The sequence below is a fragment of the Haloarcula sp. S1AR25-4 genome (genome assembly GCF_031624555.1).
Lineage (GTDB): Archaea > Halobacteriota > Halobacteria > Halobacteriales > Haloarculaceae > Haloarcula > Haloarcula pellucida.
The window spans coordinates 673,088-697,469 of record NZ_JAMQOR010000002.1 but is presented as its reverse complement, the minus strand read 5'-3'; the positions used below and the strand labels follow the sequence as shown (position 1 = coordinate 697,469).

Sequence of the window (24,382 nt, the reverse complement as noted above, 5' to 3'; positions counted from 1 at the left end):
CGCGAAAGAAGAGGCCGAGATTGAGTGAGTTGGTGAGTCAATAGACCCTATCAACCAATTACTTCCCCCAGAAGGGGTCCCGATTGCGGTGTTTCTCTACGTACATCGAGAGCGCTTCGCGTTCGTCGACGGAGATGTCTTCGGCGAGTTCCTGTTCGAGAATCTTCGCGTGTTTCTCGGGAATCTCGACCCAGAGGTCGTCGCCTTCCTCGATTTGCCGGCCGACTGTCGGGCCGTCGATGGAGACGGCCATGCGCTCGCCGGTGCGGGCCGAATCGACGTCCTCGCCCTCGTCCTGTATGGTCTTGAGGTGGCCGACCCGTTTGGCCTCGCCGCCGTCCCACTTGACGACGTTGACGTTCCGGCGGAGTTCGCCCGACAGTATCTCGACGCCGACGACGGCCGGGTCGGACTGTCGGAAGGTGTGGTCCTGCAGGATGCGGAACTTCGCAGGGCGCGTGATGTTCTCCAGAATCTGCTCTTGCTGGGCTTCCTCGATGGCTGTGACGTGGTCGTCGTAGCGCTCGACGAGTTGGTAGATGACGTCGTCCTCGAACAGTTCGACGTCCTCCTGTTCGGCGAGGTCACGGGCGTCGTCTAGTACGTCGACGGAGAACGCGAGGATGGCCCGGTGGGTCGGTTCGTTGGCCGTCTCGGCGACCCGGATGTCCCGCGGCGCGACGGCGCCGACTTCCGCGCGCATGATGGGTATCTCCTCCTCGGCGAGCGTACTCGAAATCGCCTCCAGCGACCCGAGCGTGTCGGCCTTGACGACGACGCCTTCCTCCTGTGTCGTCACCTCTATCTCGGCGAGTTCCTCCTCGACTTCGGCGATGACTTCGCTCCGCTCGCGGTTCCGGACGACGCGAATCGGCGCGCCGGCCATGGCGTCGTCTAACTCCGGGGCGGCTATCTTCACGCCGTCGGCGGCCGTGACTTCGTCGACCTGTTCGAACTGCGCCTCCGTCCGAATCTCTTCGAGGGGGCGGGGTCGCAAGAGCGCGCGAACGTCGGTGACGATGGGGCCTTGCAGGCCACCGACGACGATGGTGTCGTCTGCCCGGATGGTGCCGTCGTAGATGATGGCGTCCAGCGTCGTCCCGAAGCCCTGCGTATCTTTGACTTCGAGGACGGTGCCGACGCCGGGGCCGGAGGTGTCTATCTCCATCTCCTCTTTCATGTAGCGCTGGGAGAGGCCCATCATCACCGTCAGGAGGTCCGGGACGCCCTCGCCCGTCTCCGCGGAGACGGGGACGACGCCGATGTTGGCCTGAAAGTCCTGTACGCGCCAGTACATGTCGGCGGAGAAGCCGTTGTCCGAGAGTTCGCCGATGATCTCGTACAGTTTCTGGTTCAGATCGGAGGTGACTCGCTCGGACTGGGCGTCCATCGTCGCCTGCACGGGCGTGTTCTCGTTGGGGTTCCAGCCCGGGACGGTGTCTATCTTGTTCGCGGCGACGATGAACGGGGTTTGGGTGCGCTTGAGGATGTCGATGGCCTCCAGCGTCTGTGGCTGGAAGCCGTCGTTGACGTCGACGACGAGGATGGCGATGTCCGCGAGCGCCCCGCCGCGCGAGCGGAGCGTCGAGAAGGAGTGGTGTCCGGGTGTGTCGATGAACAGCAGGCCCGGCAGGTCGAAGTCCGTCGGGTCGACGAGTTCCCCGGCTATCTCCGAGATGACGTCGAGTGGCACCGCAGTGGCACCGATGTGCTGTGTGATTGCGCCCGATTCCCCGGCGGTCACGGCGGACCCGCGGATGCGGTCCAGCAGGCTGGTCTTCCCGTGGTCGACGTGGCCCAGTACCGCGACGATGGGTGTCCGGAGAGTGTGGTCCGTCTCTGTTGTGGCGTCCTGATCAGACATAGATGGCCCCAGAAGTTATCGGAACGAGTCGGTGACAGTAGTTAAGTTCGTCGTCATCGGCCGCACGGGCCGTGAGACGCGCTCACTCGGTGACGGTAAAGGATCCGGTCATGCCGACGCTGCGGTGGGGCGCACAGTAGTATTCGTACTCTCCTGCCGTCTCGAACGTGTACGTGTAAGTGTATCCCGTATCGAAGGTCTGGCCCGCGTCGCCCGGCGTTCCGGTCCAGTCGCTGCCGTCCGGCGTCGTCGCCGGCTTGACGTTGTGGTTGCTACTTCGCCACTCCCAGCGGACGGTACTGCCGACTGGGACGGCGAACGTCTCCGGGTCGAAGACGAAGTCTCCGGGACCGACGAGGACTCGCTGGGCCGCATCGACCGGCGTGGCCGTCTCGGTTGCTGTCGGTGTGTCGGTGGGCGTCGCCGTTTGGGTCGGTGTGGGCGTGGCCGTCTCGGTTGCCGTCGGTGTGGCGGTCGCCGTCGTCGTGTCCGTCGCCGTCGCCGTCGACTGCGGTGTCTCGCCGCCGCCGTCGCCACCGCACCCGGCGAGCGACCCGGTGACGCCCGCGGCGAGCGCCGCGAGAAACCGCCGTCTACTCTCGGTCATGTCCCCCACTGCGGCCGCTGGTCGTAAAACACTACGCCGTCGTCTGACGGCCCGTGGCGTTTATATCATTTCGCTCAGAAGGAGACGTATGGCCGAGATACTCGCCGAGAACCTCTCGGGGAAAGACGTCATGGGTAGCGACGGGGCGGAACTGGGAAGCCTCTACAACATCACGATGGATCTCTCCTCGGGGTCGCTGAAACACCTCGTCATCGACCCCGCGGAGTCGGTCCGGAACACCGACTTCGAGTACAGCGATCAGGGCCGCCTGCTGGTCCCGGTCGACCGCGTGAAGGCAGTCAAAGACCACATGATCGTCAAACGGTAGATGTACGTTCTCGATTCGTCGGCGTTTATCAACGAGTATCACACTGACGAGCAGATAGCGACGATTCCGCTCGTCAAAGAGGAGCTAGAGGGGGAGGCGGCCTTTCGCTTCGACGCGCTCGAAGGGTCGGGCATGCACCTCCACATCCCCGAACAGGACACCGTAGAGCGCATCGAACGCGCGGCCCGTGAGACGGGCGACCTCGCGGAACTCTCGGAGACGGACGTCCGCCTCGTCGCCGCCGCCTTCGAACTCGACGCCAGACTGGTAACCGACGACTACGCGATGCAGAACGTCGCCGAGAAACTGGACGTCGCCGTCGAAGTCATCGCTCGCGACGGCATCTCCGAACAGCGCGAGTGGCTGTTCCAGTGTGCTGGCTGTGGGAGAGAGTTCGACGAGAACCACGACCGCTGTCCCATCTGCGGGAGTTCGCTCTCCCGGAAGAACCCCGCCTGAGTCGTCGCTCAGACCGTCGACTCTTCGACGTCTTCTAGCCCGAGGTCGATGAGTTGCTTGAGGACTTCCTCCTCGGTGATGCCGTAGCGGCGGGCCAGCACCTGAATCGCCCGGGCTTGGCCGTCGTCGCACACGACCGTGAACCGGGATGACATGCCACTACGTCTACGGGCTGAGCGCATAAATACCCGTCAGACACCCGTCACACGGCGAGTACGGCGGTCCTACTCTACACCGGCAGCGACGTCCCGGTCGTCGCGAGGTAGTAGTTCAGGACGAACAGCCCCGCGTTCCAGAGGCCGTGGGCCAGCGCCGGGACGACGATGGACTCCGTGTATTCATAGACCGTGCCGAGGACCACTCCCAGCGCACCCGCGGTGAGGACGTACGTCCACGCGCTTCCGGAACTGATGGCGAAGGCGTGGCCGAGGCCAAACAGCAGACTGGCGAGGAGGATACCCGGAACGACCCCGAACGACCGGCGAAAGAGGCCCTGAACGACGCCGCGGAAGACGAGTTCCTCGCCCGGCCCGACCAGCAAGAGCGCGACCGGGACCATGTAGAGGAACAGCGGCGGGTTCTCCCGGCCCGCTTCGATGACGCTGTTCTGGCCGGACTCGACGCTGGTTCCGAACACCGTCTCGACGACGGTACTGAGCACGTCGACGACGACGCCCATCACTATCGCGCCGAGGAAGATGCCGGCGACGCCGACGAGGACCCACCCGGCGTCTCTGAGCGTCGGCGACCGGACGTGCAAGAGCGATCGTTCGTTCCGCAGTCTGAGGAAGCCCAGCGCCGCCACGACGAACCCGACGAACGACACGGCGTTGACCGCCGCGTACAGGGCCGCGGGCGTCCCAGCGGCGTCCAACGGGATCGAGACGCCGAACAGCGCCGCTCCGACCTGTCCCAGAAGCCCCGCGAGGAGGAACGCCGCCGCGACGACGGCCAGCGCTCGGACGCCGTTCAGGACGACTGTGCGGCCGTCGGCCACGGAGACGTACGGGGGAGTGAGTGCCATAGCGAGCGTTGCCGTGGGGTAGTCGTCGGGTCCACAAGACCCCACCGATTGGGTGCGTGACGCGGGCCCACCGACCCCGCTAGCCCGTCCGGTCGTCGATGTGGTGGACGGCGCTCGGCGAGAGCAGTCGACCGGTGGGCAGTTTCACCCAGCCGTTGGCGAGCACTCGCACCGCCCCCTCGTGGAGGACCGTCTCTTGTGCCATGTCCGCGTACACGACGGCGTCTTCGCACTCCTGTACGACGTCGTCGAGGGCGTCGCCCCAGACGGGTTCGTCCGAGATGACCATACCGTGTCGTCTCCCCGATGGGACAAAACAGTGTCGCGGGGCCGGGCTCTGCTCACCCCGTCGTCGCTGGTACTTCGAGGCTCGCGGGGCCTCACCTACTCGATGACGTAGCTCGGCCGGTCGGCCACCGTCCGCGTCTCCTCGGTGTCATCGCCGGCCAGCAGCCCACGAGCGGCCCGCTTGCCCCACTCGACGGCCGGTTGCGTGAACGTCTCCACGTCGGCGAGTTCGCCGACGAGGACGCAGGCGGCCTCCATGGCATAGAGCAGTTCGCCCAGAGTGGCGGCGTCGAGGCGGTCGAGTTCGAGTTCGACGGCCGGGCGTCCGGCCGCCGAGAGGCTGGCGACCGTGGCGTCGTACTCGGCGTCTAACAGTTCGCCGAGGTCCGCGCCGGCCAGATACGAGAGCGACTCGTGGCCCGGGTCCGGGACGGGCACGTCGGCCCGTTCGCGCGGGCGGACGACGGTGACCATCTTGTCGCGCGGGCCGGCCCGATACAGTTGGAGTTGGGAGTGCTGGTCGGTCGCGCCCAGCGCACGCGCCGGCGTCTGGCCGCGGCCGTCCTTCCCGAGGCTCTCGGCCCACAGTTGGGCGAACCACTCGGCGAAGTACTCCAGCCGTTCGGCGTAGGGCATGACGGCGTTGACGCTCGCGCCCCGCTCTTCGAGGGCGTAGGCGACGGCGCCGTAGGCGTACGCCGGGGTGTCGTACAGCGACGGCCCGAGGTCGTCGGCCACGTCACCGGCCCCCGACAGCAGGCTCTCGACGTCGAGGTCCATGATGGCGGCCGGCACCAGTCCGACAGTCGACAGCGCGGCGAAGCGGCCGGGCACGCCGTCGGGCAGGGGGAGCGTCGGTAAGTCCTCCTCGTCGGCGAGTTCCCGGAGCGGTCCGGACTCGCCCGTCGTGGCGACGGTCCGCTCGGTCCAGTCGACGCCGCGGTCCTCGTAGGCCTGCCGGACGACGAGGAAGTTCGCCAGCGTCTCCGCGGTGGTGCCGGACTTCGAGACGACGCTGATGGCCGTCTCTTCGAGCGGCAGGTCCGCGAGCGTTCGCTCGACGTGTTCGGGGTCGACGTTGTCGAGGACGACGTGGCGGTCGGGGTCCGCTGCCAGCGCCGCGGTGATCGTCTTTGCGCCCAGCGCCGAGCCACCGATGCCGACGGTGACGACGTACTCGGCGTCGGCGACGGGTTCGACGGCGTCCCGAATCTGCTGTGGGTCGGTGCGGTCGGGGAGGTTCAGCGCGGCGTAGCCGAACTCGTCGGCCGCGCGGCCGTCGGCGATGGTCTCGTGGGCCGCGGCGACCCGCTCGTCGAGTGCGTCGAGGGCGTCCTCGTCCACGCCGGGGTCGGCGACGGACCCGAGCGCAGCGCCGATGTCTACGTGCATACGCGACCGGTCGCCGGCCTCGTACATATGTCCCGGGGAGTCGCCGTCGAGCGGGGCGTTTAACCGCTCGGTCCCCCAAGGACGGCCGATGACAGACGCGACGCCCGCCGACCACGTCGAGGGGACCCAGGGGTCGTACGACGGGCTTCCCGGCGCGTTCGTCTACGCCGTCCGCACGAGCGAGTCGTGGCTGTTCAAGGGCTACGTCCTGCTGGCGCTCCTCCTGACGGTGGCCATCGCCCTCGTGTTCGTCTTCGGCCTCATCTCGATACTGGCCCAGACCAGCACCGTCCGCGGCGGGACGTTCACCTTCTCCCGGTCGTTCTTCCTGTTCGTCGGTTTGCTCGTCGTCGCGCCCTTGCTGGCACCGGTGTTGCTCGTCGCCCGCCGGCACCGGCGCTCGGCGTCGTCGGTGACCTACGACCGGGGACTGGCGCTGTCGGCGCTCCTGTTCGTCGCGTCGCTGTACGTCGGTCTGGTGATTTCGGTTCCATCCCAGTTACAGGAACCGACCGGGAGCGCCCTCGTCGCGGCGCTGTATGGCCTCCCGCAGATAGCGGGGCTGGCGCCGCCGCTGGTCGCCGTCGGCGTGATGTACGTCGTCCACAGACTACTGCGGTGAGCCCGGGTCGAAACCCGGAAGAACGCCGATAGCCTATCCTCGCCCATGAGTACGAAAGAGGGCACCTTCCTCGTCACGCACGCCGACGACGAGTCGGCGACGCTGCGCGACGTGGCCGACTCGCAGGTACTGACGCTGTCGGAGAACCCGGGACTGGACGCCGGCAGCGTCGTCGACGCCACCGTCGAACCGGAACCGCCAATGGAGGTGACCTACACCGTCGTCGAACTCGACGCCGAGCGCACCATCCCCGTCGAACGCGTCGAGTTCGAACCGACGGCACAGGCCACGGACATCGCCGCCGACCAGCCAGTCGGCGACTTGACGACCCGCGAGCGGGCCGGCGAGGGTGAGATTCACGTCCTGACCGTACCCGAGGAGGACACCGAGGACGCGGCCACGGAGGTCGTCGAGGACGAGGCGACCGTCTCTCGGGCCGCCCGCCTCGGCGTCGACCGGGTCGAGGTCAGGACCGCCGCGGGCGTCGTCAGCGTCCGGTACCTGCCCGACTGAGCGGGCCGACTCGGCTTCTCGGGCCGCTCGGCACCACGGTCTCGCTTGCGGTATCCGCCCGCCGTCGGTCCGGCCTCGCAGATTGAGAAGGCTTATTCGGAGTCGTGCCACACCCACGGCCATGGTCGAGTTCGAGGTCCCGGAAGTCGACTACACCCAGTACTCCAACCGCCAACTGGTGGCGGTCCCGCTGGTGGTGCTGGCGGTGGCGCTCATCGTCCTCGCGGGCTGGTGGGCCATGACCGGGTCGCCGGTCGCGCTCGGTGTCGACTTCACGGGCGGGTCGGAGGTTCGGATAGAAACGACGCTCTCACAGCAGGAGATACGCCAATCGTTCGACGAACCGGTCGTCTCGGTACAGGGTATCGAGCGAGCGACGGATGACGATAACGTGGGGAATCAGTACGTCGTCACGTTCGATTCGTCGGACATCGGCGCTATCCGTGATACAGTCGATTCGAACGAGCAGATGGAGCGACTACAGAGTGGCACCACCTCGCCGCTGTTCGGCGCGGAGAACCAGCGGCTTGCCGTCCTCGGTGTCGGCGTCGCCTTCCTCGGGATGAGTCTGCTCGCCTTCGCCTTCTTCCGGACTTTCGTGCCGAGCATCGCCATCGTCGTCTCGGCGTTCTCGGACATCGTCATCCCCGTCGCCATCATGAATCTGGTCGGTATCAAACTCTCGCTGGGGACGGTCGCGGCGCTCCTGATGCTCATCGGGTACTCCGTGGACTCGGACATCCTGCTGAACAACCACGTCCTCCGTCGCTCGGGCGGGTTCTACGAGTCCACCTACCGGGCGATGCGGACCGGTGTGACGATGACGCTGACCTCCATCGCCGCGATGGCCGTCATGGCCGTCACCGCGACGCTGTTCGGTATCGAGTTGATGGCCTCCATCGGTATCGTCCTCGTGTTGGGGCTGACCGCCGACCTGATGAACACCTACATGCTCAACGTCACGCTGCTTCGCTGGTACAAATACGAGGGGGTCAACCGATGAGTACCCTCCGCGAGAACTGGCGAATCGCCCTGCTCGTCGTCCTCCTGCTTGGCAGTGCCGTCGCGCTGTTCGTCCCCGGTGGCGTGCCGGGGACGACGCCCGAGGAGGGGGCCGGCAACGCCTCGAAGGTGAGCAACCTCCAGTACGGTATCCAACTCTCCGGCGGAACGCGTATCCGTGCCCCCATCGTCGGCACGACGGCAGAGGGTATCGACGTGGCGCCGAACCAGACGGCCGCGCTCGCACAGAACGTCTCGAACGAACTCGGTGTCGACCCCATCGACGTCGAAGTGCGGCCGGGACAGCGAGGGGAGAACGGCACCGTCGAAGTATTCACGCGAAACGTCACCGACGACGAACTCCGGGCCGCCATCGAGTCCGAGGGGTATCAGGCCTCGAACATACGACCGGGCGTGACACAGGCCACCCGCGAGGAGATGGTCGAGAGCGTCACCGACAAGATTCGGACCTCCTCGCTCAGTGGTGGGAGCGTCCAAGAGGTCAGCGCACCGGGTAGTCCGCGGAGTTACATCAGCATCACCGCCCCGGATCGGGAACCCGAGGAACTCATCGATATCCTCGAAGAACGGGGCGTCGTCCGAATGTACGCCGTCTACCCCGCGGACAACGGAACCTACGTCCGTGAGCAGGTCCTCTCACAGAACGAGTTCGCCGGCGTGGCGTCGGACAACACGCAGACATACGGTCCGGTCGCCAGAGTCACCGTCGAGCGCAGCACCGCAGAGCGGTTCAGTGGGGACATGGTCGACGCCGGGTTCGGCCAGGCGCGCAACTGCGGCAACTACAACCACAGCGACATCCAGCAGACCGAAGGGCGCTGTCTCGTCGCGACGCTCAACGGCGAACCGTTCTACGCCCGCGGTGTCGCACCCGGACTCGCGGAGTCGTTCCAGCAGAACACGTTCAAAGACGATCCGGTGTTCGTCCTCCCGGCCGACGACATGGACATGGCCCGCGAGATCGAACTGAACCTGAAGGCCGGCCGACTGCCGGCGCCGCTGAACTTCGCGGACTCGGACCAACTCTCGCTGTCGCCGGCACTGGCCGAGCAGTTCCAGCAGAACTCCGTCGTCACTGGATTGCTCGCCGTCGTCGCCGTCAGTCTGGTCGTCTACATCCGCTACGGTCGACCGGAGGTGGCCTTCCCGATGATCGTGACGGCGCTCTCGGAGGTGTTCATCCTCCTCGGGTTCGTCGCGCTGGTCCAGTACCCGCTGAACCTCTCGCACCTTGCGGGGTTCATCGCCGTCATCGGGACGGGGGTGGACGACCTCATCATCATCGCCGACGAGATACTCCAGCAGGGGAAAGTCGAGACGGGCCGGGTGTTCCAGAGTCGCTTCCGCAAGGCGTTCTGGGTCATCGGCGCCGCCGCGGCGACGACTATCGTCGCCATGAGCCCGCTGATGGTGCTCTCGCTGGGTGACCTCTCCGGGTTCGCCATCATCACCATCGTCGGCGTCCTCATCGGCGTCCTCGTCACCCGTCCGGCCTACGGTGACATCCTCCGGAACCTCGTGCTGGACGAGGACTGAACGCCGGCGTCGTCGGCCTCTCTCGGCCGCCTCGTACCCACCCACCCTCGTTTCACGTCGTCGTAGCGATATTCCTTGGTACTTAGTGACAAATCCATTTAGATTGACTTATCATCCCTCCCAGCGTACATTCACTTCCCGTTGGAACGCGGGGACACACTGGACGACGTATCTCAGACTGTCCGTTCTGGACGGAACGGGATGCGTTGGGGGCAAGAACCGAGCAGTCCGTCACAGGATTCCGAGGTCACCGCTCCGAAGGAGAACCGCCACAGCCCATCGCCGGCCCGGCCGGCAGGGTCGGTAGGAAGGCCAAGTACCGGACGTCACGTAAGTGACGCTCGGGAACCCAGCACGTCGGCAAAGGCTGGTGCGAGCCCAGCTAAAGTCCGCAAGGACAAGGCCGGTGCAAGCCCGGCTAAACGCTGACACGAGTGCTGGACGGGCCGCAGGGGCTGTCGAAAACATCTCCCGTCCAGGTCCAAGCCGCGTTCGCGGGATTTTCTCTATCAGAACTCGCCGAGCGTCGCCTGTTCGGCCGCCGCGAGGACGTCCTCGCAGGTCGACCACGACGCTCGCGCGCAGTCGGGCAGTGTTCCGTGTTCGTCGACGTAGTCCGCGAGGAACGCTCGCGTCGTCGGGTCGCTCGGATATCCGGACCCGACAGCACCGTACGCCGCAGAGAGCGCCGTGACGTGTGCGTCGCGGGCCACTTTCGCCACGATAGAGGCCGCGCCCACCAGCGGGTCCGTCTCGTCGGCGCCGTGTTCGGCGTCGACGGTCACCGTCGCGTCGACGCGGCCGGCCACGCGGCGACCGAACCGCTCGGCGTCGGTGTCACCGGCGTCGACGGTTCCCGACAGGCCGTCCGTGGCGACGCCGGCGAGGGCCTCGCCGTGGGCGGCGACGGTCAGCGTGTTCATGTCCGTCTCCGGGTCGTCGATGCGCTCGACCGGGATCTCGGCGACAGCGACGGCGTCGGCCACCTTGCGTATCGACTCGTCCAGTCGCTCACGACGGTCCGGCGCGATGCCCTTCGAGTCGCCCACGCCGTCCGGGAGCGCCGCCGGGTCGGCCCGGACCGCGGCGGCGAACATCGACCCCAGTACGGGCCCCTTCCCGGCCTCGTCGACGCCGAATCGCATGACTGGTCGGTCTGAGGGCGCGAGGATAGTCGTTGCGGTCGCTCCGAACCGACCGAAGCCGTCGGTAGCCCACAACTATTCGCAAGATTGACATTCGTGAGCGTATTCCCGACCGACGATGGTCGAACTGGACCGCGTCTACCGGGCACTCGCTGCCGAAGAGCGCCGTCTCGCGCTCGCATGTCTCGACCACCACCGGCAGTTGACGCTGCCCGACCTCGCGGAACTGGTCGTCGAACGCCAGTACGATACGGGCGTCGCGGCACTGTCGGGCGAACAACTCCGCGATACGTACTTTCGGCTCTATCACACGCACATCCCTCTTCTTGAGGAGTGCGGACTGGTCCAGTACAGTCAGGAAGACGACCTCGTGGCCGCGACTGACCGGCTTCAGACGGCGCTGGACTCCGTCGAGGAGAACGTCGAGCGCCTGCAGTCGTTTCCGACGGACAGTATCGGCGACTGACTACTCTTTGAGGAACTCGGCCTTCGCGAACGGTTCGTCCTCTCCCTCCACGTCGACGACGTCCAGCGCGGTCACCACGGCATCGACCCCCAGCAGACCCGAGAGACTCGGTTCCGTTCGCCCCTCGTCGCTGGAGACCAGTTCCTTCACGTAGAGGCCACCCTCGCCGTGGATGCGGATGTCGGCGTGGGTCTCGTCGACCAGTTCGCCGCTGGCGGCGTACACGTCGCGGGTGCGCGTGAGGTCCGCGCGGCGGTGGGCCACCCGCTGTGGCGTCTCCTGTTCGACGGTCGTCCCTTCGAGTTCGTCGAGCGCCTCCCGCAAAGCGTCCTCCGTCACGGGTTCCTCGAACTCGACGTCCATCCGGTAGGTCTTCGAGGCGTCCAGTTCCTTGACGCGTTCGACCATCTCGTGGGTCGCCAGTCGGAGGCCCTCTACCTCGACTTTGCCGTCGGCGAACTCGTTGACGTCCGCTTCGAGCGCGTCGGTGTCGACGTCGCGAGTGCGGGGTTCGTCGACCTCGATGACGAACGGGCGGCCGGATTCGAGCATCAGGGCGTCGACGTCCTCGCGGCCGGCACCGTGGAACGTCGCGCCGGACCCTTTCATCGCCTCTTGCACGACGGGGGCCGTCAGTTGCTCGACGCTCTCGTCGTAGCGGTAGCCGGTGCCGTCACAGCCGTCACAGGGCTGGCCCTGCCAGCGGCCGGTGCCGTTGCAGTCGTTGCAGGGCCACTTCGTCTGGGGGATGTCCCGCGCCAGTTTGCGATAGCGGCCGTAGACGAACGCGGAGTTGACGCGCGCCTCGACTTCGTCCGTCGAGAGGTCGAGCGTAAACTGGACCTCCGGTCGGCCAAAGTCGACCTCGGCGCCGGTCAGGTCGCCGATTCGCTTGCCCACCTCGCGGTTGAGTTCCGTCTTCAGCGCCTCGCCGGCGTCCTCGTCCAGCCCCACGTCCTCGCGCAAGAGCGCGTCGTTCTCCTCCAGTAACGGCGGGACTTTCGTCCCGACCTGATACGTCGAAAAGTCATAGCCCCGCGCGGCGGTGGCGGCCTGTTGGGCCCACCACTCGATGCGGTCACACTCTCCCTCACAGACCCAGCAGTCCGCGCCGGCCTCGAAGTCGTCGTCGGCTTCGAGCGCGAGCGTCACCCGTAGCGCGTGGCCCCGTTCGGCGTTGGTCAGCCCGAAACTCCGGTCGGCAAAGAGCCGTCCGAGACAGGCGTCACAGAGTGGCCCGGTGTCCAGCGCGGCCTGCGCGTCCTCCAGTACAGTCATTGTCTGTGCGACGCGGCCGGTCCGTAACTGCGTTTCGACCTCTCCGCCGCCGTCGTTCTTACGAACGGTGCTGTGACTCACAGCCAGAAAGCCCCGGCGCGCTGAACTCGGGAGCCTCGTTGCGCGCTTCCGTCGCTCGCGTTACTCGCTCCGTCCAGTGCTTACTTCGTCTGCCATCGTTCAGCGCGCCGCCCCTTTCAGTCCGACCCCAGTGGTTGTCTCACCGGCAGCACCCTGCGCCCGTCTCAGCGCTCGTCGCGGCCGCCGTCGGCGGTGTACTCCGTCGACTCTCGGGCGAACAGTTCGCCTGGAACGTCCGTCACGGACACCGAGACGTCCCGCTGTGGGAACGGAATCTCGACGCCAGCGTCTCGAAACCGCTCGTAGACGGCCTTGTTGAGGTTGTGGATGGCGCGCGCGTTCAGCGCCGGGTTCGACACCCAGCACAGGAGTTCGAAGTTCAGCGCGGACTCGCCGAACTCGCGGAAGCGGACTCTCGGTTTGGGTCGGTCGAGAACTAGATCCTCTGTCCCGGCTACCGCCAGCAGTATCTCCTCGACGGCGTCGACGTCCGTCCCGTAGGCGACGCCGATGGGAACGCGGATGCGACGCTTTTGCTTCGGGGTGGACTCGTTGACGATGGCGGCGCTGGAGAGTTTCGAGTTGGGGACGGTGACGAGGATGTCGTCGCGGGTCCGGATGACCGTCGAGCGCACGGAGATGTCCTCGACGCGGCCGCGTTCGCCGGTCTCCAGCACGACGTAGTCGCCGATCTTGTAGGTCCCGTCCAGATACAGCGACAGCGACCCGAAGAAGTTCGCCAGTGTGTCACGGGCGGCCAGTCCGACGATGATACCGATGAGGCCGGCCGACGCCAGTAGCGGCGTCGGATTGATCTCCCAGAGGACGAGCAAGAGCAAGACGCTGACACCGGCGACCACCGCGCTCCAGACGTTCTGGAGGATGGGGACGACCTGTCGGTCGATGTAGCGCGTGTCCGTGGCGGCGTTCGAGGCTTTTCGCCCGACCCGCATCAGCGTCACCGCCCAGACGACGATGATGACCGAGAGCGTCCCGGCCTCGAGCGGCACCGCGAGGTCCGGTGAGACGTCGTACACCTGCGTCCCGACGTAGACGCCGGCGACGCTCAGCGTGACATAGAGCGCCGAGTGAACCCCGCGGAGGACGATGTCGTCGACCTCGCCGTCGATACGGGCGGTCACCCGCTTGAGGTAACGGTCGCCGACGACGCGGACGAGGAATCCGAGAACGAGGCCGGCGATAATCAGTACGGCGAACCCCTGCCACGCGGGAAACGAGGCAAGGAGGTCAGTGACTCCACCCAGTTGCATACCACCTGTTGGACGGCAGCGGTATATATACTGGTGACGCCACACGCTGGAACAGAAGACCGAACCACCTTTGCTCGCGGCTGACCGCCCCGTAACCGTGCATCCGATTCTCGTCGCCGTCCTGTTGGGTCTGTTGCAGGGGATTCTAGAGTGGATTCCCGTCTCCAGTGAGGGCGGTGTCGCCCTCGCGTCGACGGCGCTCGCGGGACTCGACCCGGGCGACGCCACTCGGCTGGCGCTCTTCTTGCACGCTGGCACTGCCGTCGCCGCCGTCGCGTACTACCGCGGTGAACTCAGGGACGTGCTGGACTCGCTGACTGCCCTCTCCCGGCGTCCCTTCGCCGACGAGACGGCGGACCTCTCCTTTCTCGTCCTCGCGACGCTGTCGACCGGCGTCACCGGCCTCCCGGCGTATCTCGCGCTCGACGCCGCCGTCTCCGAACTCGAAGGCGGCCTGTTTCTGGCGCTCGTGGGCGGACTGCTCGTGTTGACCGGTCTCGTCCAGCGATCCGCCGCCGCGCTGTCGCTGGGCGAGCGCACCCGGCCGGACTGGGTCGACGCCATCCTCGTCGGCGGGTTGCAGGGGCTTGCCATCCTGCCGGGCGTCTCCCGTTCCGGGACCACCGTCAGCGCCCTCCTCTTGCGCGGCCACGACGGTGAGTCTTCCTTGCGGTTTTCCTTTCTCCTCTCGATTCCGGCCGCGCTCGCGGCCAACGCCCTCGTCCTCGCCGACACGGGCCTTCCGTCGATAACGCCGGTCGAAGCCGTCGTCGCCCTCGCGGTCAGCGCCGTCGCCGGCTATCTCACCGTCGACGCGCTGGTCCGACTGGTCCGAGAAGTCCCGTTCTGGGCGGTGTGTACGGTGTTCGGCGGCCTCGGCGTCGTCGGTGGCCTGCTGGTGGCGCTGTGACGCTCAGTTCGGTATCACCGCTCCGTCGGAGTCGGCCTCTACGTCGACGTCGGTGACGTGGAGCGCAGTGGGGTCTAGCGTAAGTCGCACGTTCTCGTCGTCGGTAAGCGTGGCAGGATCGAGGCGGAGCGTGACGGCCGTCTCGTCGGGCAGTGTCACTGTCGCCCGGACGTGGTCGCCCTGATAGGTGCGCTCGGTGACCGCCACCGGAATCTCGCCGTCGGAGTCCGCACGGAACGCCTCGGGTCGGGCGACAACAGTAGCCGGTCCCTCCGGCGCGCCCGCCGCGGGAACGCGCTCGAAGCCGAGATCCAGCGTCCCGTCGCTGACGACGCCATCGAGGACGTTGGCAGTACCGACGAAGTCGGCGACGAACGCGTTTGCGGGCCGTTCGTACACCTCGCGTGGGGTGCCGACTTGCTCGACGTGACCGTCGTTCATCACGGCGATGCGGTCACACATCGACATCGCCTCCGCTTGGTCGTGCGTGACGTACAGCGCCGTGACGCCTAGCTCGTCCAGGAGTTCGCCGAGTTCGTTGCGGAGTCGACGCTTGAGTTTCGCGTCGAGGCCGGTCATGGGTTCGTCCAGTAAGAGGACGCGCGGTTCGATAGCGAGCGCACGAGCGAGGCCGACGCGCTGTTGCTGGCCCCCGGAGAGGGTCTGTGGGTCCCGGTCACTAAGCCCGCCGATACCGAGGAGTTCGAGTAGTTCCTCGGCCCGCGCTCGGCGCTTGGCGGGGTCGACGCCGCGCATCTTCAGGCCGAAGGCGACGTTCTCGCCGACGGTCATGTTATCAAAGAGGGCGTACGTCTGGAACACCAGACCGATGTTGCGGTCCTCGGGCGGGACGTGGGTTACGTCCTCGTCGTCGAAGGCGACGGTGCCCTCCGTGGGCGTCTCGAAGCCGGCGACAGTCCGCAGGGTGGTGGTCTTCCCGCACCCCGATGGACCGAGGAGACCGAGTATCTCGCCGTCCGGAACGGTCAGAGAGACGTTCTCGACGGCGACCGTGTCGTCATACACTTTATGAACCGAATCGATGGTGACGCGTGCCATTCAGGTACCTCTCGTGTCGAAGCCGCGGGTTCCGAACGCCTGCAACAGCAGCGTGATGGCCACGACGATGCAGAAGAACATCGACACCGCGGCGGCGGCCTTGGTGAACGTGCTGTTCGAGATGTGACGCTGCAGGAACAGCGCCAGCGGTTGGGTGCCTTTCGCCCACACGACGTAGGAGAAGTTGAACTCCGCAGCGGCGAGCGTCCAGCAGATGATGGCCCCCGAGACGATGCCCGACCGCGCGTTCGGGACGACGACGGTGAGGAAGGTCCGGGGCCACGATGCCCCGAGCGAGCGGGCCGACTCCTCCAACTGGCGAAGCGGCATCGACTCGAACTCGCTCTGGACGGCCATCACCATGAAGGGTGCCTTCAGCAGGGAGTAGCCGACGATGAGGCCGAAACTCGTCCCCGAGAGGACGGGATAGGCCCGCAGGAAGGCCACCCCGAGGATGACGCCGGGGACCAGCGGCAGGACCGACACCGCGTTGACCCACTCCTTACCCCGGAACTCGTACCGAGAGACGGCGTAGGCGATGGGGACGCCGACGACGAGATTGATCAGCACGCCTCCCAGCGCCAACCCGACGCTGAACAACAGTTCGGCGGGGGCCATCAGCGTCAGGCCGTCGCCGACGGGGAGTACCACCAGCGGGTCCCATCCCATGCTTCGTTGTGAGCCGATGCTGTCGGCGAGGCCCAGCACTTCGGCCCAGTTGCGGAACGTCACGAACCCAGCGGGGAAGACCCCCGTCCACTCGCGGGCGAACGACCCGACGATGGTGAGCGCGACGGGCGCGATGAGGAACGTCACCGTCACCAACAGGACCAGCGTGACGGCGGGTCGTCCGAACCGTCGGGAGAGGGCCGTCACAGCCCCACCTCCGCACTGGTGTAGCGCAGTCCCAGTGCCGTAAAGCCAAAGACGAAGACGAAGTACACCGTCGCCATCGCGCCGGCGACGGGGAACGCACCCGCCGAGAGTTCGCGGTCGAGTTGGAGCGTCCACACCAACAGCGTCTGGATGACGATGAGCGTCCCGAAGATGGCCAGTCCCGTGCGGAAGGTGAGGATGAGCGCGCCCGTGATGCCCGGCCGAATCTGCGGGAACGTGACGTACCGGAACGTCTGCAACGGCGTCGCACCGAGCGCCTGTGCGGCCTCTTCGGCGGCCTCCTCGACTTCGGCGTAGGTGCCACGGAGGATGAGCGTCGCCCGCGGGACCATCGAGTAGACGAACGCCAGAAACAGGCCGGGGACGCTGACGGCGACGGCCACGTCCGTCGGGTTCGCGCCCGCGAACGTCGCTACGACGTTCGTGAGGACGCCGTTGTTGCCGAACAGGACGAGCATCATGAACGCGGCGACGATACCGGGCAGGCTAATCGGGAACGACACCAGCGTGACGAACAGGCCCTCCCCGGGCAAGTCGTACTTCTCTAGAGCGTGGGCGATGGGCACCGCCAGTGCGACGGAGACCAGCGTCGTCAGCGCGGCGAACCACAGCGTGTTGAACGCGACGCGCCGGTAGTACGGGTCGGTAACCAGCGTGCGGTAGGCCGACAGCGTGAAGCCGACCGTCTCGAAGCGCTCGACGGAGACGCTGATGCGAACGACCTCTAGCAGCGGGTAGACGCCAGCGACGACCAGCAAGACCGCGAAGGGCGCACAGAGGGCGGCGATGCGGCGGCGTTCCCGGTCCCGTTCCGTCGTCGGGACGGCGACCGACCCGAGGTCCTCGACGGCACCGCGAACGGCGGGGAGGACGTCGGCGATGCGACCGGACGTGGACATCTAGAGGTTCGCGCCGCGGGTGATCTCTTGGATGATGGACTGCTGTTGGTCGACCAGTTTGTCGTAGTCGACCTGAAACTCCGTGCGGTCGTACTCCGAAGAGTCGATGAACTCGTCGGGCAGTTCCATCTCGGCGGAGCGGATCGGACGGACGTAGGCGTCGAGGAAGTGCTGTTGCCCCTCCAGCGAGAGGACGTAGTCCATGAACACCTTGCCGGCCTCGGGGTTGGGGGCGTTCTGCAACAGCGCGTAGCCGTAGGGCATGTTGAGCGCGCCGGCGTTCCCGTTCTCGCCGCTCAGCAGGGCGACGCCGACGTTCTCCTCGGCCACTTCGTCGTTGTTGTACTTCAGGTCCAGTCCGGAGTAGTCATACCGCACGAACGTGGCGTACTCGCCCCGGGAGAACTGCGCGAGGAAGTTGTCGGTGAACTCCGCGCCGCCCTCCTGAATCTGCTTGTAGTAGTCGATGACCGGCTGGAGGTTCTCCATCGACCCGCCGCGGGCGTTGTTCACAGACAGCGCCGCCGCCAGCCCGACGGCGGCTTGGGGCGTCTGGAGCGCGAGGTCCTGCGTGATTTCGGGCTGGAGCAGGTCCGCCCACGTCGTCGGCTCGTCGAGGCCTCGCTCCTCGTAGATGTCCTTGCGGTAGGTTACTGCCGTCGTCACGCGCCGGGTCGCGGTGACGTGACCGTCGTCGGTCTTCAGGGCGCTCGGGACCTTCTCCCACCCCGCCGGTTTGTAGGCCTGCGTGAAGCCGTCGTTGCGGGCGACGATACCGTAGGTGTACCCGCCGTTGTATCCGGAGTGGGTCATGTTGTTCGAGTGCGACCGCATGTGTTGCAGCGCCTCCCCGGAGGAGCGGTCGTCGTCGTGGACCGCGGAGCCGTACGTTTCCTCGAAGGCGGACATCACCGAGGGCCAGTTCATCCACCCGGACTGCACGCAATAGAAGTACAGCATGTCGGGAAAGGTAGCGGCACTGACCGTCGTCCGGAAGTCACCGTGGCCGACTTCGTAAGAGCGTTGCCCGCCGGACTCACCGCCGCCCGTACTGTCGGAACTGCCGTCACCGATGCAGCCTGCGAGACTGGCCGCCGCCGTCGTACCTGCACCGAGGAGGACTTGCCGTCGTGTCTTTCGCATTTCGGATGGAACCGACGAGGGTATTTGAAAAACGGTTGCTAATATCGTTCAGAGGGATATTGACGTAGCGTACCACTCCGGAGACATTCGTATGTGGCGTTGGACGGGTGTCCCGCCGAGCGCGGTGCTGGAACTTATATAGGTGCCGGCGACAACTCACGGACGACTGCGGCCATGAGTGGTGACGAACGGAAGATCATCGACACGTCCGGCGACTACCAGTACGTCGTCCGGGACGGCGACCCGGTCGCCGACCCGCAGTGGCGCTCCTGCCGGCTCATCGTCACCAACAAACGGCTGGTGCTTGCGACCAACGACGGCAAACAACCGATTCCCCACTCGAAGATCTCGTTCGTGGACGACGAATCGACGGTCCCCGACGGGGTGCCGGCCGACGCCACCGCGCTGAAAGTGGGTGGGAACGTCCTGCTGGTCGACGCGACGTCTCTCGACGACTTCGCGTTCGAGTACTGCCGGGCGACGCTCCACGGCGCGGTCATCCTCGCGCGCCACCCGGCCGTCGTCGGCGGCGTCATTCAGGACGACGCCGAGTGGAGCAAAGCCCGCTTCCGGTTGGACGACGAGGAGGTCCGCCTGCAGTTCCCCGGCGGCGGGTCGACCGTCTTCGACATCGAGGACGTCGGGACCATCGAGACCAGCGAGAGTACGGTCATGGGCGAGGCGCGTACCGTCGTCGAAGTCGAGCACACCGACGAACAGGACCGGAGCGTCGAGACGCACTTCTCCGGGATGCCCCACCACACGGACGCTCTCGGACGACTGTTCTCACAGGTCGTCGAGCGCCGCTCGGACGACTACGAACTCACCGAGATGGAGAGTCAGGTGTTGATGGCGCTGTACTCCGGCGTCTCGCCCTTCGAGATGGCCGACTTCGTCGGGACGACCCCCGACGACGTCGAGGAAATATACCAGAAACTGCTCGACGTCGGCGCGGTGGACAAGGTCCGGACACGGACGGAGGTCAGCCTGAACGCACAGGGACGGAACATGGCGAGCGAAGCGATGAGCGGGGAGTAGCGAGGGGCACGAACGCAGTGAGTGGCCCTCGAAGCGACGCGGTGATCGACGGGAACCGCGGAGCAGTAGGGGGCGGCCGAGCGTCGGAGGAGTCGCCAATTGCGAGCGGGGAGATGCGACTCGCGAGCGGTAGAACTCTCCTGAACGACCGGTAAGACGCTCCTACGGCCACCGAAACGGGTTGGAGCGTGCTGATGATTAACGCACTGTGACGCGTAGGTTCGGTACCGCCCGCTCCGAAGTGGTGACGCGCGAGGCGACCGGTCGTATCGGGCAGGGCACGGACCAATGTCGCCACGGACACGCACCACAGCGAATCACGACCGGGGAGACGGACAGACTACCGACCTCCCGACGGCCTCCCGGGCGAGCGGAACGACGGAGAGGTGCCGATGGAGTCGCTGAACCTCCCCGGCATCGGACCGGCCGTCGAGCGGCGCGTCGCGGCCGTCGACGCCGAGACGCTGACACCGATTGTCCGGCGAGTGCTCGACGACGTGACGGCGGCGGTGACCGACTGGCGACGGGTGCAGATGCGTGGCGGGTCCGGTGGCGGGCACTTCGGAACGGCGCTGTTTCGGTTCGCGGGGACGGCGGCGACTCGGACGGGTGTGAGGGAGTGGTCGGTCGTCCTCAAGGTCCTCGCCGAGCGTCCCGGGGAGACGCCGGCCGGCCACCCGTACTGGAAGCGCGAGGCAGAAGCCTACCGTTCGGACCTCCTCGAAGACGCGCGGGGGCGACTCGTCCCGGCCGAACTGTACCGCGTCGACGAGTTCGACGGCGAGGCCGTCTGGCTCTGGCTCGAAGACCTGACCGACGAGTACGGCGGCGACTGGCCGCTCGAACAGTACCGCCGGGCCGCCAGACACCTCGGGCAGTTCGACGGGGCCTTTGTCGGCGAGACGGACCGCATCGACGAGCCGTGGGTCACTGAGCGAACGTTCGAGTTCGAGACGACTGCCGGCGTCGTCGCACTGGTCGACCGGGTGCCCGACGACCCGATCGTCAGCCAGCACTTCCCGACGAGCGACGACCGACAGCGACTGTTCGCGGCGTGGCGCGACCGTGAGCGGTTCCTCGACGCCCGAGCGAACCTGCCCCGGACCTTCTGTCACTTCGACGCGTTCGGCCGGAACCTCTTCGCGACGACGACTGCCGACGGCACGCCGCAGACGGTGGCCATCGACTGGGACCAGTGCGGGATGGCGCGGGTGGGTGACGACGCCGGTGCGCTCGTCCTCCTGACGCTGCTGTTCGTAGACTGGCCGGTCACGCGGGCCGACGAACTCGAACGCGCGGTGCTGGATGGCTACAGAGCGGGACTCGCCGACGCTGGCTGGGACGGCCCCGACGCCGTCGTCACACGAGGGTACCGACTCCACCTCGTCAACCGGTGGCTGGAGTGGCTCGGCGCTATCAGAGTCTCGCTCGACGACGGCCTCCACGACTGGATCGCCGACGTCGTCGGGGAACCGTTCGAGGACGTCCTCGCCGCGAACCGCGACGTACACCGGTTCGTGCTCGACGCCGTCGACGACGTGGACCTCGCCGAGTCGCCGTCGGCGGGGCGCTCTTGAGGCGACTGCCGCACCCGCGACTCTCCGTCGCGGTCGGCGTCTCAGAAACCGTGTGTCGTACCGCGGGAGGCTACTCGTCGCCCCCGCGGACGGCCTCCAGCGAGGCGAAGAAGCCGAAGTACGCCACGACGCCGCCCAACAGCGTGAGGTAGTAGAGCCACTGCGGACCGCCCGGCAGGAGGTCGAAGACGACGGTGACGACGGTCACCCACGCGATGGCGAACACGAGATCGACGAACATTCCGGAGCGGTGCTCACGGACGTGCTCGCCGACGGTTTCGAGCAGGCGTTTCCCCGAGGCCATAGACATCGGTCAGGCCTCCGCGCCCTCCTCGTGCTCGTCGACCACCAGCACGGGGACGTGCGTCGAGCGCAGAACGCGCTCGGTGACGCTCCCGAGCAGGGCCCGGCGGACGCCCGACCGGCCGTGACTGCCCATCACGACGAGGTCGATGCCCTTCGCGTCGGCGTAGCCGGCGATGACCTCGTGTGGCGCGCCGACCCGGACCTCCTCGTGGACTTCGATGCCGTGGTCCGCGGCGGCCGCCGCGACGATGCCGGTGGCCTCGTTGGCTTTCTCCTCTAGTTCGGTCATCTCGCCGAAGTTGCCTTGCTTGATGCGATCGACTTGCTCGGTGCCGAGACCGAAGTTCACCGCGTCGATGTCGACGACGTACAGCGCGTGCAGTTTCGCGCCGTACTTCTCTGCGAGGTCGACGGCGTGGTCGACCGCCACGTTCGCCGTGTCGCTTCCGTCCGTCGGGATGAGGATGTTCTCGTACATTGTTAGTCGTCAGCGGGCGTCTCGCCGCCGCTGCTGGAGACGATGTCTTCGGCGGTCTGTTGCTGGCCCATCGGTTCGGGGCTGTGACACTGCCGGACCATCCGCTTGGTCTCCATCGGCGGTTCCGGCGTCGCAAGCGAGACGGCGATGGTCACGATGAACACCAGCGGCGTCCCGACCAGCGCGGCGCCGATGGGTGGGACGTACTGTGCGTAGATGGGGACGAGCGCCTGCCCGGAGCCGCCGGCGATGTCCGCGAGGAAGCCGACGTAGGCCGGCAGGACGCTGTTGATAATCGACGTGATCCACAGCATGAGGCCGACGGACATCCCCGCCAGCGCCCCCTGTCGGTTAGTGTTCTCCCACCACAGACCGAGGAAGAACATCGGGAACAGCACGGTCCCCGCGAGCGAGAACGCGTACGCGACGAGTTCGCCGATGAGCGCCGGCGGGTTGAACGCGGTCACGGTGACCAGCGCGCCGACGACGACGATGGTCGCGCGGCCGATGAGGACCTGTTGGCGCTGGGTCGCGTCGGGGTTGATGAGCTCGGCGTAGATGTCGTGGGCGACGGCCGAGGAAGCCGTGATGAACAGGCCCGCGGTCGTCGCGATCGCGGCAGCCATCGCGCCGGCGGCGACGAGGCCGACGAACCACGTCGGGAGGTCGGCGAACTGCGCCGCCAGCACGACGATGACGTCACCCTCCGCGCCGGACATCGCTTGCTCGCCGGTGAAGACGGCTTCCGGCGAGATGTCGTTCACGGCGGCGAACAGGTCGACGCCGAAGGCGGCCATCGCGGGCGCGGCCCAGTACAGCAGGAGGATGAAGAACAGCCCCCAGACCGTGGACCACCGAGCGGTCCGCTCGCTCTTGACCGTGTAGAACCGCACGAGGACGTGCGGGAGGCCACAGGTGCCGAAGATGAGCGAGAACGCCGTCGCGATCCAGAGATAGTAGGTGTTCCCGCCCGTGAACGGTTCGGAGAACTGCCGAGCGAGTTCGCTAAAGAGCGCACCGTACTCGATTTGCGGGAGCACCGTCGAGTACCCCTGGGTGAAGCCGACGGCGTAGACGCCCGCGAGGAACGCGACGATGAGGATGACGTACTGGACGGCCATGTTCTTCGTCGCGCCAAGCATCCCCGAGAGGGCGAGGTAGCCGACGGTGATGGTCATCATCACGACGATCATCGGGACGATGTCCAGCCCGAAGACGTACTGGCCGACCAGTCCCATGCCGCGGGCCTGTCCGACCGAGTAGACGTACGCGATGAGCAGCGTCGTAAAGGCCGCCAGCGCGCGGGCCGTCGGCGAGTTGAAGCGGTCGGCCACGAAGTCCGGCGCGGTGTACTTCCCGAATCGGCGCATTTGCGCCGCGAGGAAGATGAGGAGGACGAAGTAGCCGGTGGTCCAGCCGACGATGAACGCCAGCCCGTAGAAGCCGGCCAGCGCGACCAGTCCTGCGAGTCCGAGATACGACGCCGCCGACATCCAGTTGGCGCCGATAGCCATCCCGTTCTCGATGTTCCCGATGCCGCGGCCGGCGACCCACATCCCCTCGGTGTCGGCCACTTTGAACACGTAGCCGATGACGAGGAAGGAGGCCATCATCAGGAAGACGATGATGGCCGGCACGAGTTTGAACGAGATGTCGAGCGCCTCGGCCTGTAACGGCACCGTCATCGCTCGACACCTCCGTCGGTGGCCGTCGCTTCGCCGGCCTCGCCGCTCTCACCCTCTTCGGGTTCGGCGGTGCTGTGGTCGATACCGTACTTCTCGTCCAGTTTGTCTCGCTGGCGGGCGTAGACGGCCGCGAGGATGAGCGCGCCGGTCGGCGCGCCGAACGCGACGAGGAAGTAGTGCAGCGGGAAGCCGATGACCGGCATCGTCGTCGTCATCGCGCCGGGGGCGATGGCGGTCAGCGTCACCGGCCCGAAGACGATGAGCGCCCAGACGATGAAACTCGTCCAGACGATTTTGAGGTGGTCCCGCATGAACGCCGTGCTGGGGCTCAGCAGGTTCACCTCCTCGTCGAGGTAGTTCGTGTTCTGGTGTGCCTGTGCGGCTTGCGTGGCGGTGCCGCCGTCCGTCTGGACTGACGGCCGCCCGTCCGAGTCGTGGGTGTCTCTGTCTGCCATAGTTGTGTCCGTGGTTTCGCTGTGGGGGGTGGTCTGCT

At 66.6% G+C, this 24,382-nt stretch carries 27 protein-coding genes; 10 read left to right on the top strand and 17 right to left on the bottom strand.

The features are described 5' to 3' along the window. Positions 1 to 58: 58 nt before the first annotated feature. Together infB and NDI85_RS12205 are read right to left on the bottom strand one after the other, a co-directional pair. Entirely contained in the window at positions 59 to 1,864 is a 1,806-nt protein-coding gene (gene infB / locus NDI85_RS12210; RefSeq protein ID WP_188996098.1) for a translation initiation factor IF-2, read from the bottom strand. A gap of 82 nt (positions 1,865 to 1,946) precedes the next feature. After that, positions 1,947 to 2,471 (bottom strand): plastocyanin/azurin family copper-binding protein, encoded by a 525-nt coding sequence (locus tag NDI85_RS12205; protein WP_310915925.1) that lies wholly within the window; start codon positions 2,469 to 2,471, stop codon positions 1,947 to 1,949. An 88-nt stretch (positions 2,472 to 2,559) separates the two neighbouring features. On the opposite strand from NDI85_RS12205, the gene NDI85_RS12200 reads away from it, so the two are divergent. Both NDI85_RS12200 and NDI85_RS12195 read left to right on the top strand, forming a co-directional pair. Beyond that, on the top strand, positions 2,560 to 2,799 hold the full coding sequence (locus NDI85_RS12200) for a PRC-barrel domain-containing protein (protein WP_166966530.1): 240 nt from the start codon (positions 2,560 to 2,562) through the stop codon (positions 2,797 to 2,799). After that, the gene (locus NDI85_RS12195) at positions 2,800 to 3,258 is read left to right on the top strand and encodes an NOB1 family endonuclease (protein ID WP_310915924.1); all 459 of its coding nucleotides are present in this window, start codon (positions 2,800 to 2,802) and stop codon (positions 3,256 to 3,258) included. Positions 3,259 to 3,266: 8 nt separating this feature from the next. Here the strand turns inward: NDI85_RS12195 and NDI85_RS12190 are convergent, their stop codons facing one another. From NDI85_RS12190 to NDI85_RS12175, 4 genes are all read right to left on the bottom strand, one after another. Beyond that, the gene (locus NDI85_RS12190; RefSeq protein WP_166966525.1) at positions 3,267 to 3,413 is read right to left on the bottom strand and encodes a CopG family transcriptional regulator; all 147 of its coding nucleotides are present in this window, start codon (positions 3,411 to 3,413) and stop codon (positions 3,267 to 3,269) included. A 74-nt stretch (positions 3,414 to 3,487) separates the two neighbouring features. Further along, positions 3,488 to 4,282, bottom strand: coding sequence for a CPBP family intramembrane glutamic endopeptidase (locus tag NDI85_RS12185; RefSeq protein ID WP_188996104.1), 795 nt, complete (start codon positions 4,280 to 4,282; stop codon positions 3,488 to 3,490). A gap of 79 nt (positions 4,283 to 4,361) precedes the next feature. After that, a complete protein-coding gene (locus NDI85_RS12180) occupies positions 4,362 to 4,571 on the bottom strand; it encodes a hypothetical protein (protein ID WP_166966521.1) in 210 nt (69 codons plus the stop codon). A 95-nt stretch (positions 4,572 to 4,666) separates the two neighbouring features. Beyond that, positions 4,667 to 5,962, bottom strand: coding sequence for a glucose-6-phosphate isomerase (locus NDI85_RS12175; protein WP_310915923.1), 1,296 nt, complete (start codon positions 5,960 to 5,962; stop codon positions 4,667 to 4,669). Positions 5,963 to 6,050: 88 nt separating this feature from the next. Between NDI85_RS12175 and NDI85_RS12170 the strand changes: the two genes are divergently transcribed. The 4 genes from NDI85_RS12170 (at position 6,051) to NDI85_RS12155 (ending at position 9,656) form a co-directional block, all read left to right on the top strand. Beyond that, on the top strand, positions 6,051 to 6,584 hold the full coding sequence (locus tag NDI85_RS12170; protein WP_310915922.1) for a hypothetical protein: 534 nt from the start codon (positions 6,051 to 6,053) through the stop codon (positions 6,582 to 6,584). Between the two features lie 45 nt (positions 6,585 to 6,629). Beyond that, entirely contained in the window at positions 6,630 to 7,097 is a 468-nt protein-coding gene (locus tag NDI85_RS12165; protein ID WP_310915921.1) for a DUF5812 family protein, read from the top strand. 121 nt (positions 7,098 to 7,218) lie between these two features. Then, positions 7,219 to 8,100, top strand: a complete 882-nt coding sequence (gene secF / locus NDI85_RS12160; RefSeq protein ID WP_188996112.1) for a protein translocase subunit SecF — start codon at positions 7,219 to 7,221, stop codon at positions 8,098 to 8,100. After that, positions 8,097 to 9,656 (top strand): preprotein translocase subunit SecD, encoded by a 1,560-nt coding sequence (locus tag NDI85_RS12155; protein WP_310915920.1) that lies wholly within the window; start codon positions 8,097 to 8,099, stop codon positions 9,654 to 9,656. The genes secF and NDI85_RS12155 overlap by 4 nt, the downstream gene beginning before the upstream one ends. 509 nt (positions 9,657 to 10,165) lie before the next feature. Here NDI85_RS12155 and rnhB read toward each other — a convergent pair. Next, complete coding sequence (gene rnhB, locus NDI85_RS12150; protein ID WP_310915919.1) at positions 10,166 to 10,801, bottom strand: ribonuclease HII; 636 nt, start codon at positions 10,799 to 10,801, stop codon at positions 10,166 to 10,168. 118 nt (positions 10,802 to 10,919) lie between these two features. Here rnhB and NDI85_RS12145 point away from each other — a divergent pair, with 118 nt between their 5' ends. Beyond that, positions 10,920 to 11,267, top strand: coding sequence for a hypothetical protein (locus NDI85_RS12145; protein ID WP_310915918.1), 348 nt, complete (start codon positions 10,920 to 10,922; stop codon positions 11,265 to 11,267). On the opposite strand, the gene NDI85_RS12140 is transcribed toward NDI85_RS12145, so the two are convergent. Next, positions 11,268 to 12,545: a tRNA pseudouridine(54/55) synthase Pus10 gene (locus NDI85_RS12140; RefSeq protein WP_310915916.1), complete on the bottom strand. Its 1,278-nt coding sequence runs from the start codon at positions 12,543 to 12,545 to the stop codon at positions 11,268 to 11,270. 245 nt (positions 12,546 to 12,790) lie between these two features. Further along, on the bottom strand, positions 12,791 to 13,897 hold the full coding sequence (locus NDI85_RS12135) for a mechanosensitive ion channel family protein (protein ID WP_310915915.1): 1,107 nt from the start codon (positions 13,895 to 13,897) through the stop codon (positions 12,791 to 12,793). A 97-nt stretch (positions 13,898 to 13,994) separates the two neighbouring features. Between NDI85_RS12135 and NDI85_RS12130 the strand changes: the two genes are divergently transcribed. Next, positions 13,995 to 14,807, top strand: a complete 813-nt coding sequence (locus NDI85_RS12130) for an undecaprenyl-diphosphate phosphatase (protein ID WP_310915914.1) — start codon at positions 13,995 to 13,997, stop codon at positions 14,805 to 14,807. Positions 14,808 to 14,810: 3 nt separating this feature from the next. On the opposite strand, the gene NDI85_RS12125 is transcribed toward NDI85_RS12130, so the two are convergent. The 4 genes from NDI85_RS12125 to NDI85_RS12110 are packed head-to-tail and all read right to left on the bottom strand — an operon-like array spanning position 14,811 to position 18,805. Continuing rightward, positions 14,811 to 15,866: an ABC transporter ATP-binding protein gene (locus NDI85_RS12125; protein ID WP_310915913.1), complete on the bottom strand. Its 1,056-nt coding sequence runs from the start codon at positions 15,864 to 15,866 to the stop codon at positions 14,811 to 14,813. After that, the gene (locus tag NDI85_RS12120; protein WP_188996129.1) at positions 15,867 to 16,742 is read right to left on the bottom strand and encodes an ABC transporter permease; all 876 of its coding nucleotides are present in this window, start codon (positions 16,740 to 16,742) and stop codon (positions 15,867 to 15,869) included. Continuing rightward, positions 16,739 to 17,662 (bottom strand): ABC transporter permease, encoded by a 924-nt coding sequence (locus NDI85_RS12115; RefSeq protein WP_188996131.1) that lies wholly within the window; start codon positions 17,660 to 17,662, stop codon positions 16,739 to 16,741. Before NDI85_RS12115 ends, NDI85_RS12120 begins: the two co-directional genes overlap by 4 nt. Beyond that, the gene (locus tag NDI85_RS12110) at positions 17,663 to 18,805 is read right to left on the bottom strand and encodes an extracellular solute-binding protein (RefSeq protein WP_310915912.1); all 1,143 of its coding nucleotides are present in this window, start codon (positions 18,803 to 18,805) and stop codon (positions 17,663 to 17,665) included. 174 nt (positions 18,806 to 18,979) lie between these two features. On the opposite strand from NDI85_RS12110, the gene NDI85_RS12105 reads away from it, so the two are divergent. Then, a complete protein-coding gene (locus tag NDI85_RS12105) occupies positions 18,980 to 19,843 on the top strand; it encodes a CheF family chemotaxis protein (protein ID WP_188996135.1) in 864 nt (287 codons plus the stop codon). A gap of 392 nt (positions 19,844 to 20,235) precedes the next feature. Next, positions 20,236 to 21,420: a hypothetical protein gene (locus tag NDI85_RS12100; protein WP_310915911.1), complete on the top strand. Its 1,185-nt coding sequence runs from the start codon at positions 20,236 to 20,238 to the stop codon at positions 21,418 to 21,420. A 70-nt stretch (positions 21,421 to 21,490) separates the two neighbouring features. Here the strand turns inward: NDI85_RS12100 and NDI85_RS12095 are convergent, their stop codons facing one another. The 4 genes from NDI85_RS12095 to NDI85_RS12080 are packed head-to-tail and all read right to left on the bottom strand — an operon-like array spanning position 21,491 to position 24,344. Next, positions 21,491 to 21,730: a hypothetical protein gene (locus tag NDI85_RS12095; protein WP_229783089.1), complete on the bottom strand. Its 240-nt coding sequence runs from the start codon at positions 21,728 to 21,730 to the stop codon at positions 21,491 to 21,493. Between the two features lie 3 nt (positions 21,731 to 21,733). Next, positions 21,734 to 22,204, bottom strand: a complete 471-nt coding sequence (locus NDI85_RS12090; RefSeq protein ID WP_310915910.1) for a universal stress protein — start codon at positions 22,202 to 22,204, stop codon at positions 21,734 to 21,736. 2 nt (positions 22,205 to 22,206) lie between these two features. Then, entirely contained in the window at positions 22,207 to 23,889 is a 1,683-nt protein-coding gene (locus NDI85_RS12085; protein WP_310915909.1) for a sodium:solute symporter family transporter, read from the bottom strand. Further along, positions 23,886 to 24,344: a DUF4212 domain-containing protein gene (locus tag NDI85_RS12080; RefSeq protein ID WP_310915908.1), complete on the bottom strand. Its 459-nt coding sequence runs from the start codon at positions 24,342 to 24,344 to the stop codon at positions 23,886 to 23,888. The genes NDI85_RS12085 and NDI85_RS12080 overlap by 4 nt, the downstream gene beginning before the upstream one ends. Positions 24,345 to 24,382: the final 38 nt, after the last annotated feature.

What these genes read in the sequence shown, in the direction of transcription:
- NDI85_RS12205 (WP_310915925.1), bottom strand. Translation starts at nt 2,471, where the DNA reads ATGACCGAGAGTAGACGGCGGTTTCTCGCGGCGCTCGCCGCGGGCGTC.
- NDI85_RS12185 (WP_188996104.1), bottom strand. Translation starts at nt 4,282, where the DNA reads ATGGCACTCACTCCCCCGTACGTCTCCGTGGCCGACGGCCGCACAGTC.
- NDI85_RS12100 (WP_310915911.1), top strand. Translation starts at nt 20,236, where the DNA reads ATGGAGTCGCTGAACCTCCCCGGCATCGGACCGGCCGTCGAGCGGCGC.
- NDI85_RS12195 (WP_310915924.1), top strand. Translation starts at nt 2,800, where the DNA reads ATGTACGTTCTCGATTCGTCGGCGTTTATCAACGAGTATCACACTGAC.
- NDI85_RS12110 (WP_310915912.1), bottom strand. Translation starts at nt 18,805, where the DNA reads ATGCGAAAGACACGACGGCAAGTCCTCCTCGGTGCAGGTACGACGGCG.
- rnhB (WP_310915919.1), bottom strand. Translation starts at nt 10,801, where the DNA reads ATGCGATTCGGCGTCGACGAGGCCGGGAAGGGGCCCGTACTGGGGTCG.
- NDI85_RS12090 (WP_310915910.1), bottom strand. Translation starts at nt 22,204, where the DNA reads ATGTACGAGAACATCCTCATCCCGACGGACGGAAGCGACACGGCGAAC.
- NDI85_RS12115 (WP_188996131.1), bottom strand. Translation starts at nt 17,662, where the DNA reads ATGTCCACGTCCGGTCGCATCGCCGACGTCCTCCCCGCCGTTCGCGGT.
- NDI85_RS12105 (WP_188996135.1), top strand. Translation starts at nt 18,980, where the DNA reads ATGAGTGGTGACGAACGGAAGATCATCGACACGTCCGGCGACTACCAG.
- NDI85_RS12190 (WP_166966525.1), bottom strand. Translation starts at nt 3,413, where the DNA reads ATGTCATCCCGGTTCACGGTCGTGTGCGACGACGGCCAAGCCCGGGCG.
- secF (WP_188996112.1), top strand. Translation starts at nt 7,219, where the DNA reads ATGGTCGAGTTCGAGGTCCCGGAAGTCGACTACACCCAGTACTCCAAC.
- NDI85_RS12200 (WP_166966530.1), top strand. Translation starts at nt 2,560, where the DNA reads ATGGCCGAGATACTCGCCGAGAACCTCTCGGGGAAAGACGTCATGGGT.
- NDI85_RS12155 (WP_310915920.1), top strand. Translation starts at nt 8,097, where the DNA reads ATGAGTACCCTCCGCGAGAACTGGCGAATCGCCCTGCTCGTCGTCCTC.
- NDI85_RS12170 (WP_310915922.1), top strand. Translation starts at nt 6,051, where the DNA reads ATGACAGACGCGACGCCCGCCGACCACGTCGAGGGGACCCAGGGGTCG.
- infB (WP_188996098.1), bottom strand. Translation starts at nt 1,864, where the DNA reads ATGTCTGATCAGGACGCCACAACAGAGACGGACCACACTCTCCGGACA.
- NDI85_RS12095 (WP_229783089.1), bottom strand. Translation starts at nt 21,730, where the DNA reads ATGTCTATGGCCTCGGGGAAACGCCTGCTCGAAACCGTCGGCGAGCAC.
- NDI85_RS12175 (WP_310915923.1), bottom strand. Translation starts at nt 5,962, where the DNA reads ATGCACGTAGACATCGGCGCTGCGCTCGGGTCCGTCGCCGACCCCGGC.
- NDI85_RS12080 (WP_310915908.1), bottom strand. Translation starts at nt 24,344, where the DNA reads ATGGCAGACAGAGACACCCACGACTCGGACGGGCGGCCGTCAGTCCAG.
- NDI85_RS12145 (WP_310915918.1), top strand. Translation starts at nt 10,920, where the DNA reads ATGGTCGAACTGGACCGCGTCTACCGGGCACTCGCTGCCGAAGAGCGC.
- NDI85_RS12085 (WP_310915909.1), bottom strand. Translation starts at nt 23,889, where the DNA reads ATGACGGTGCCGTTACAGGCCGAGGCGCTCGACATCTCGTTCAAACTC.
- NDI85_RS12180 (WP_166966521.1), bottom strand. Translation starts at nt 4,571, where the DNA reads ATGGTCATCTCGGACGAACCCGTCTGGGGCGACGCCCTCGACGACGTC.
- NDI85_RS12165 (WP_310915921.1), top strand. Translation starts at nt 6,630, where the DNA reads ATGAGTACGAAAGAGGGCACCTTCCTCGTCACGCACGCCGACGACGAG.
- NDI85_RS12135 (WP_310915915.1), bottom strand. Translation starts at nt 13,897, where the DNA reads ATGCAACTGGGTGGAGTCACTGACCTCCTTGCCTCGTTTCCCGCGTGG.
- NDI85_RS12140 (WP_310915916.1), bottom strand. Translation starts at nt 12,545, where the DNA reads ATGACTGTACTGGAGGACGCGCAGGCCGCGCTGGACACCGGGCCACTC.
- NDI85_RS12125 (WP_310915913.1), bottom strand. Translation starts at nt 15,866, where the DNA reads ATGGCACGCGTCACCATCGATTCGGTTCATAAAGTGTATGACGACACG.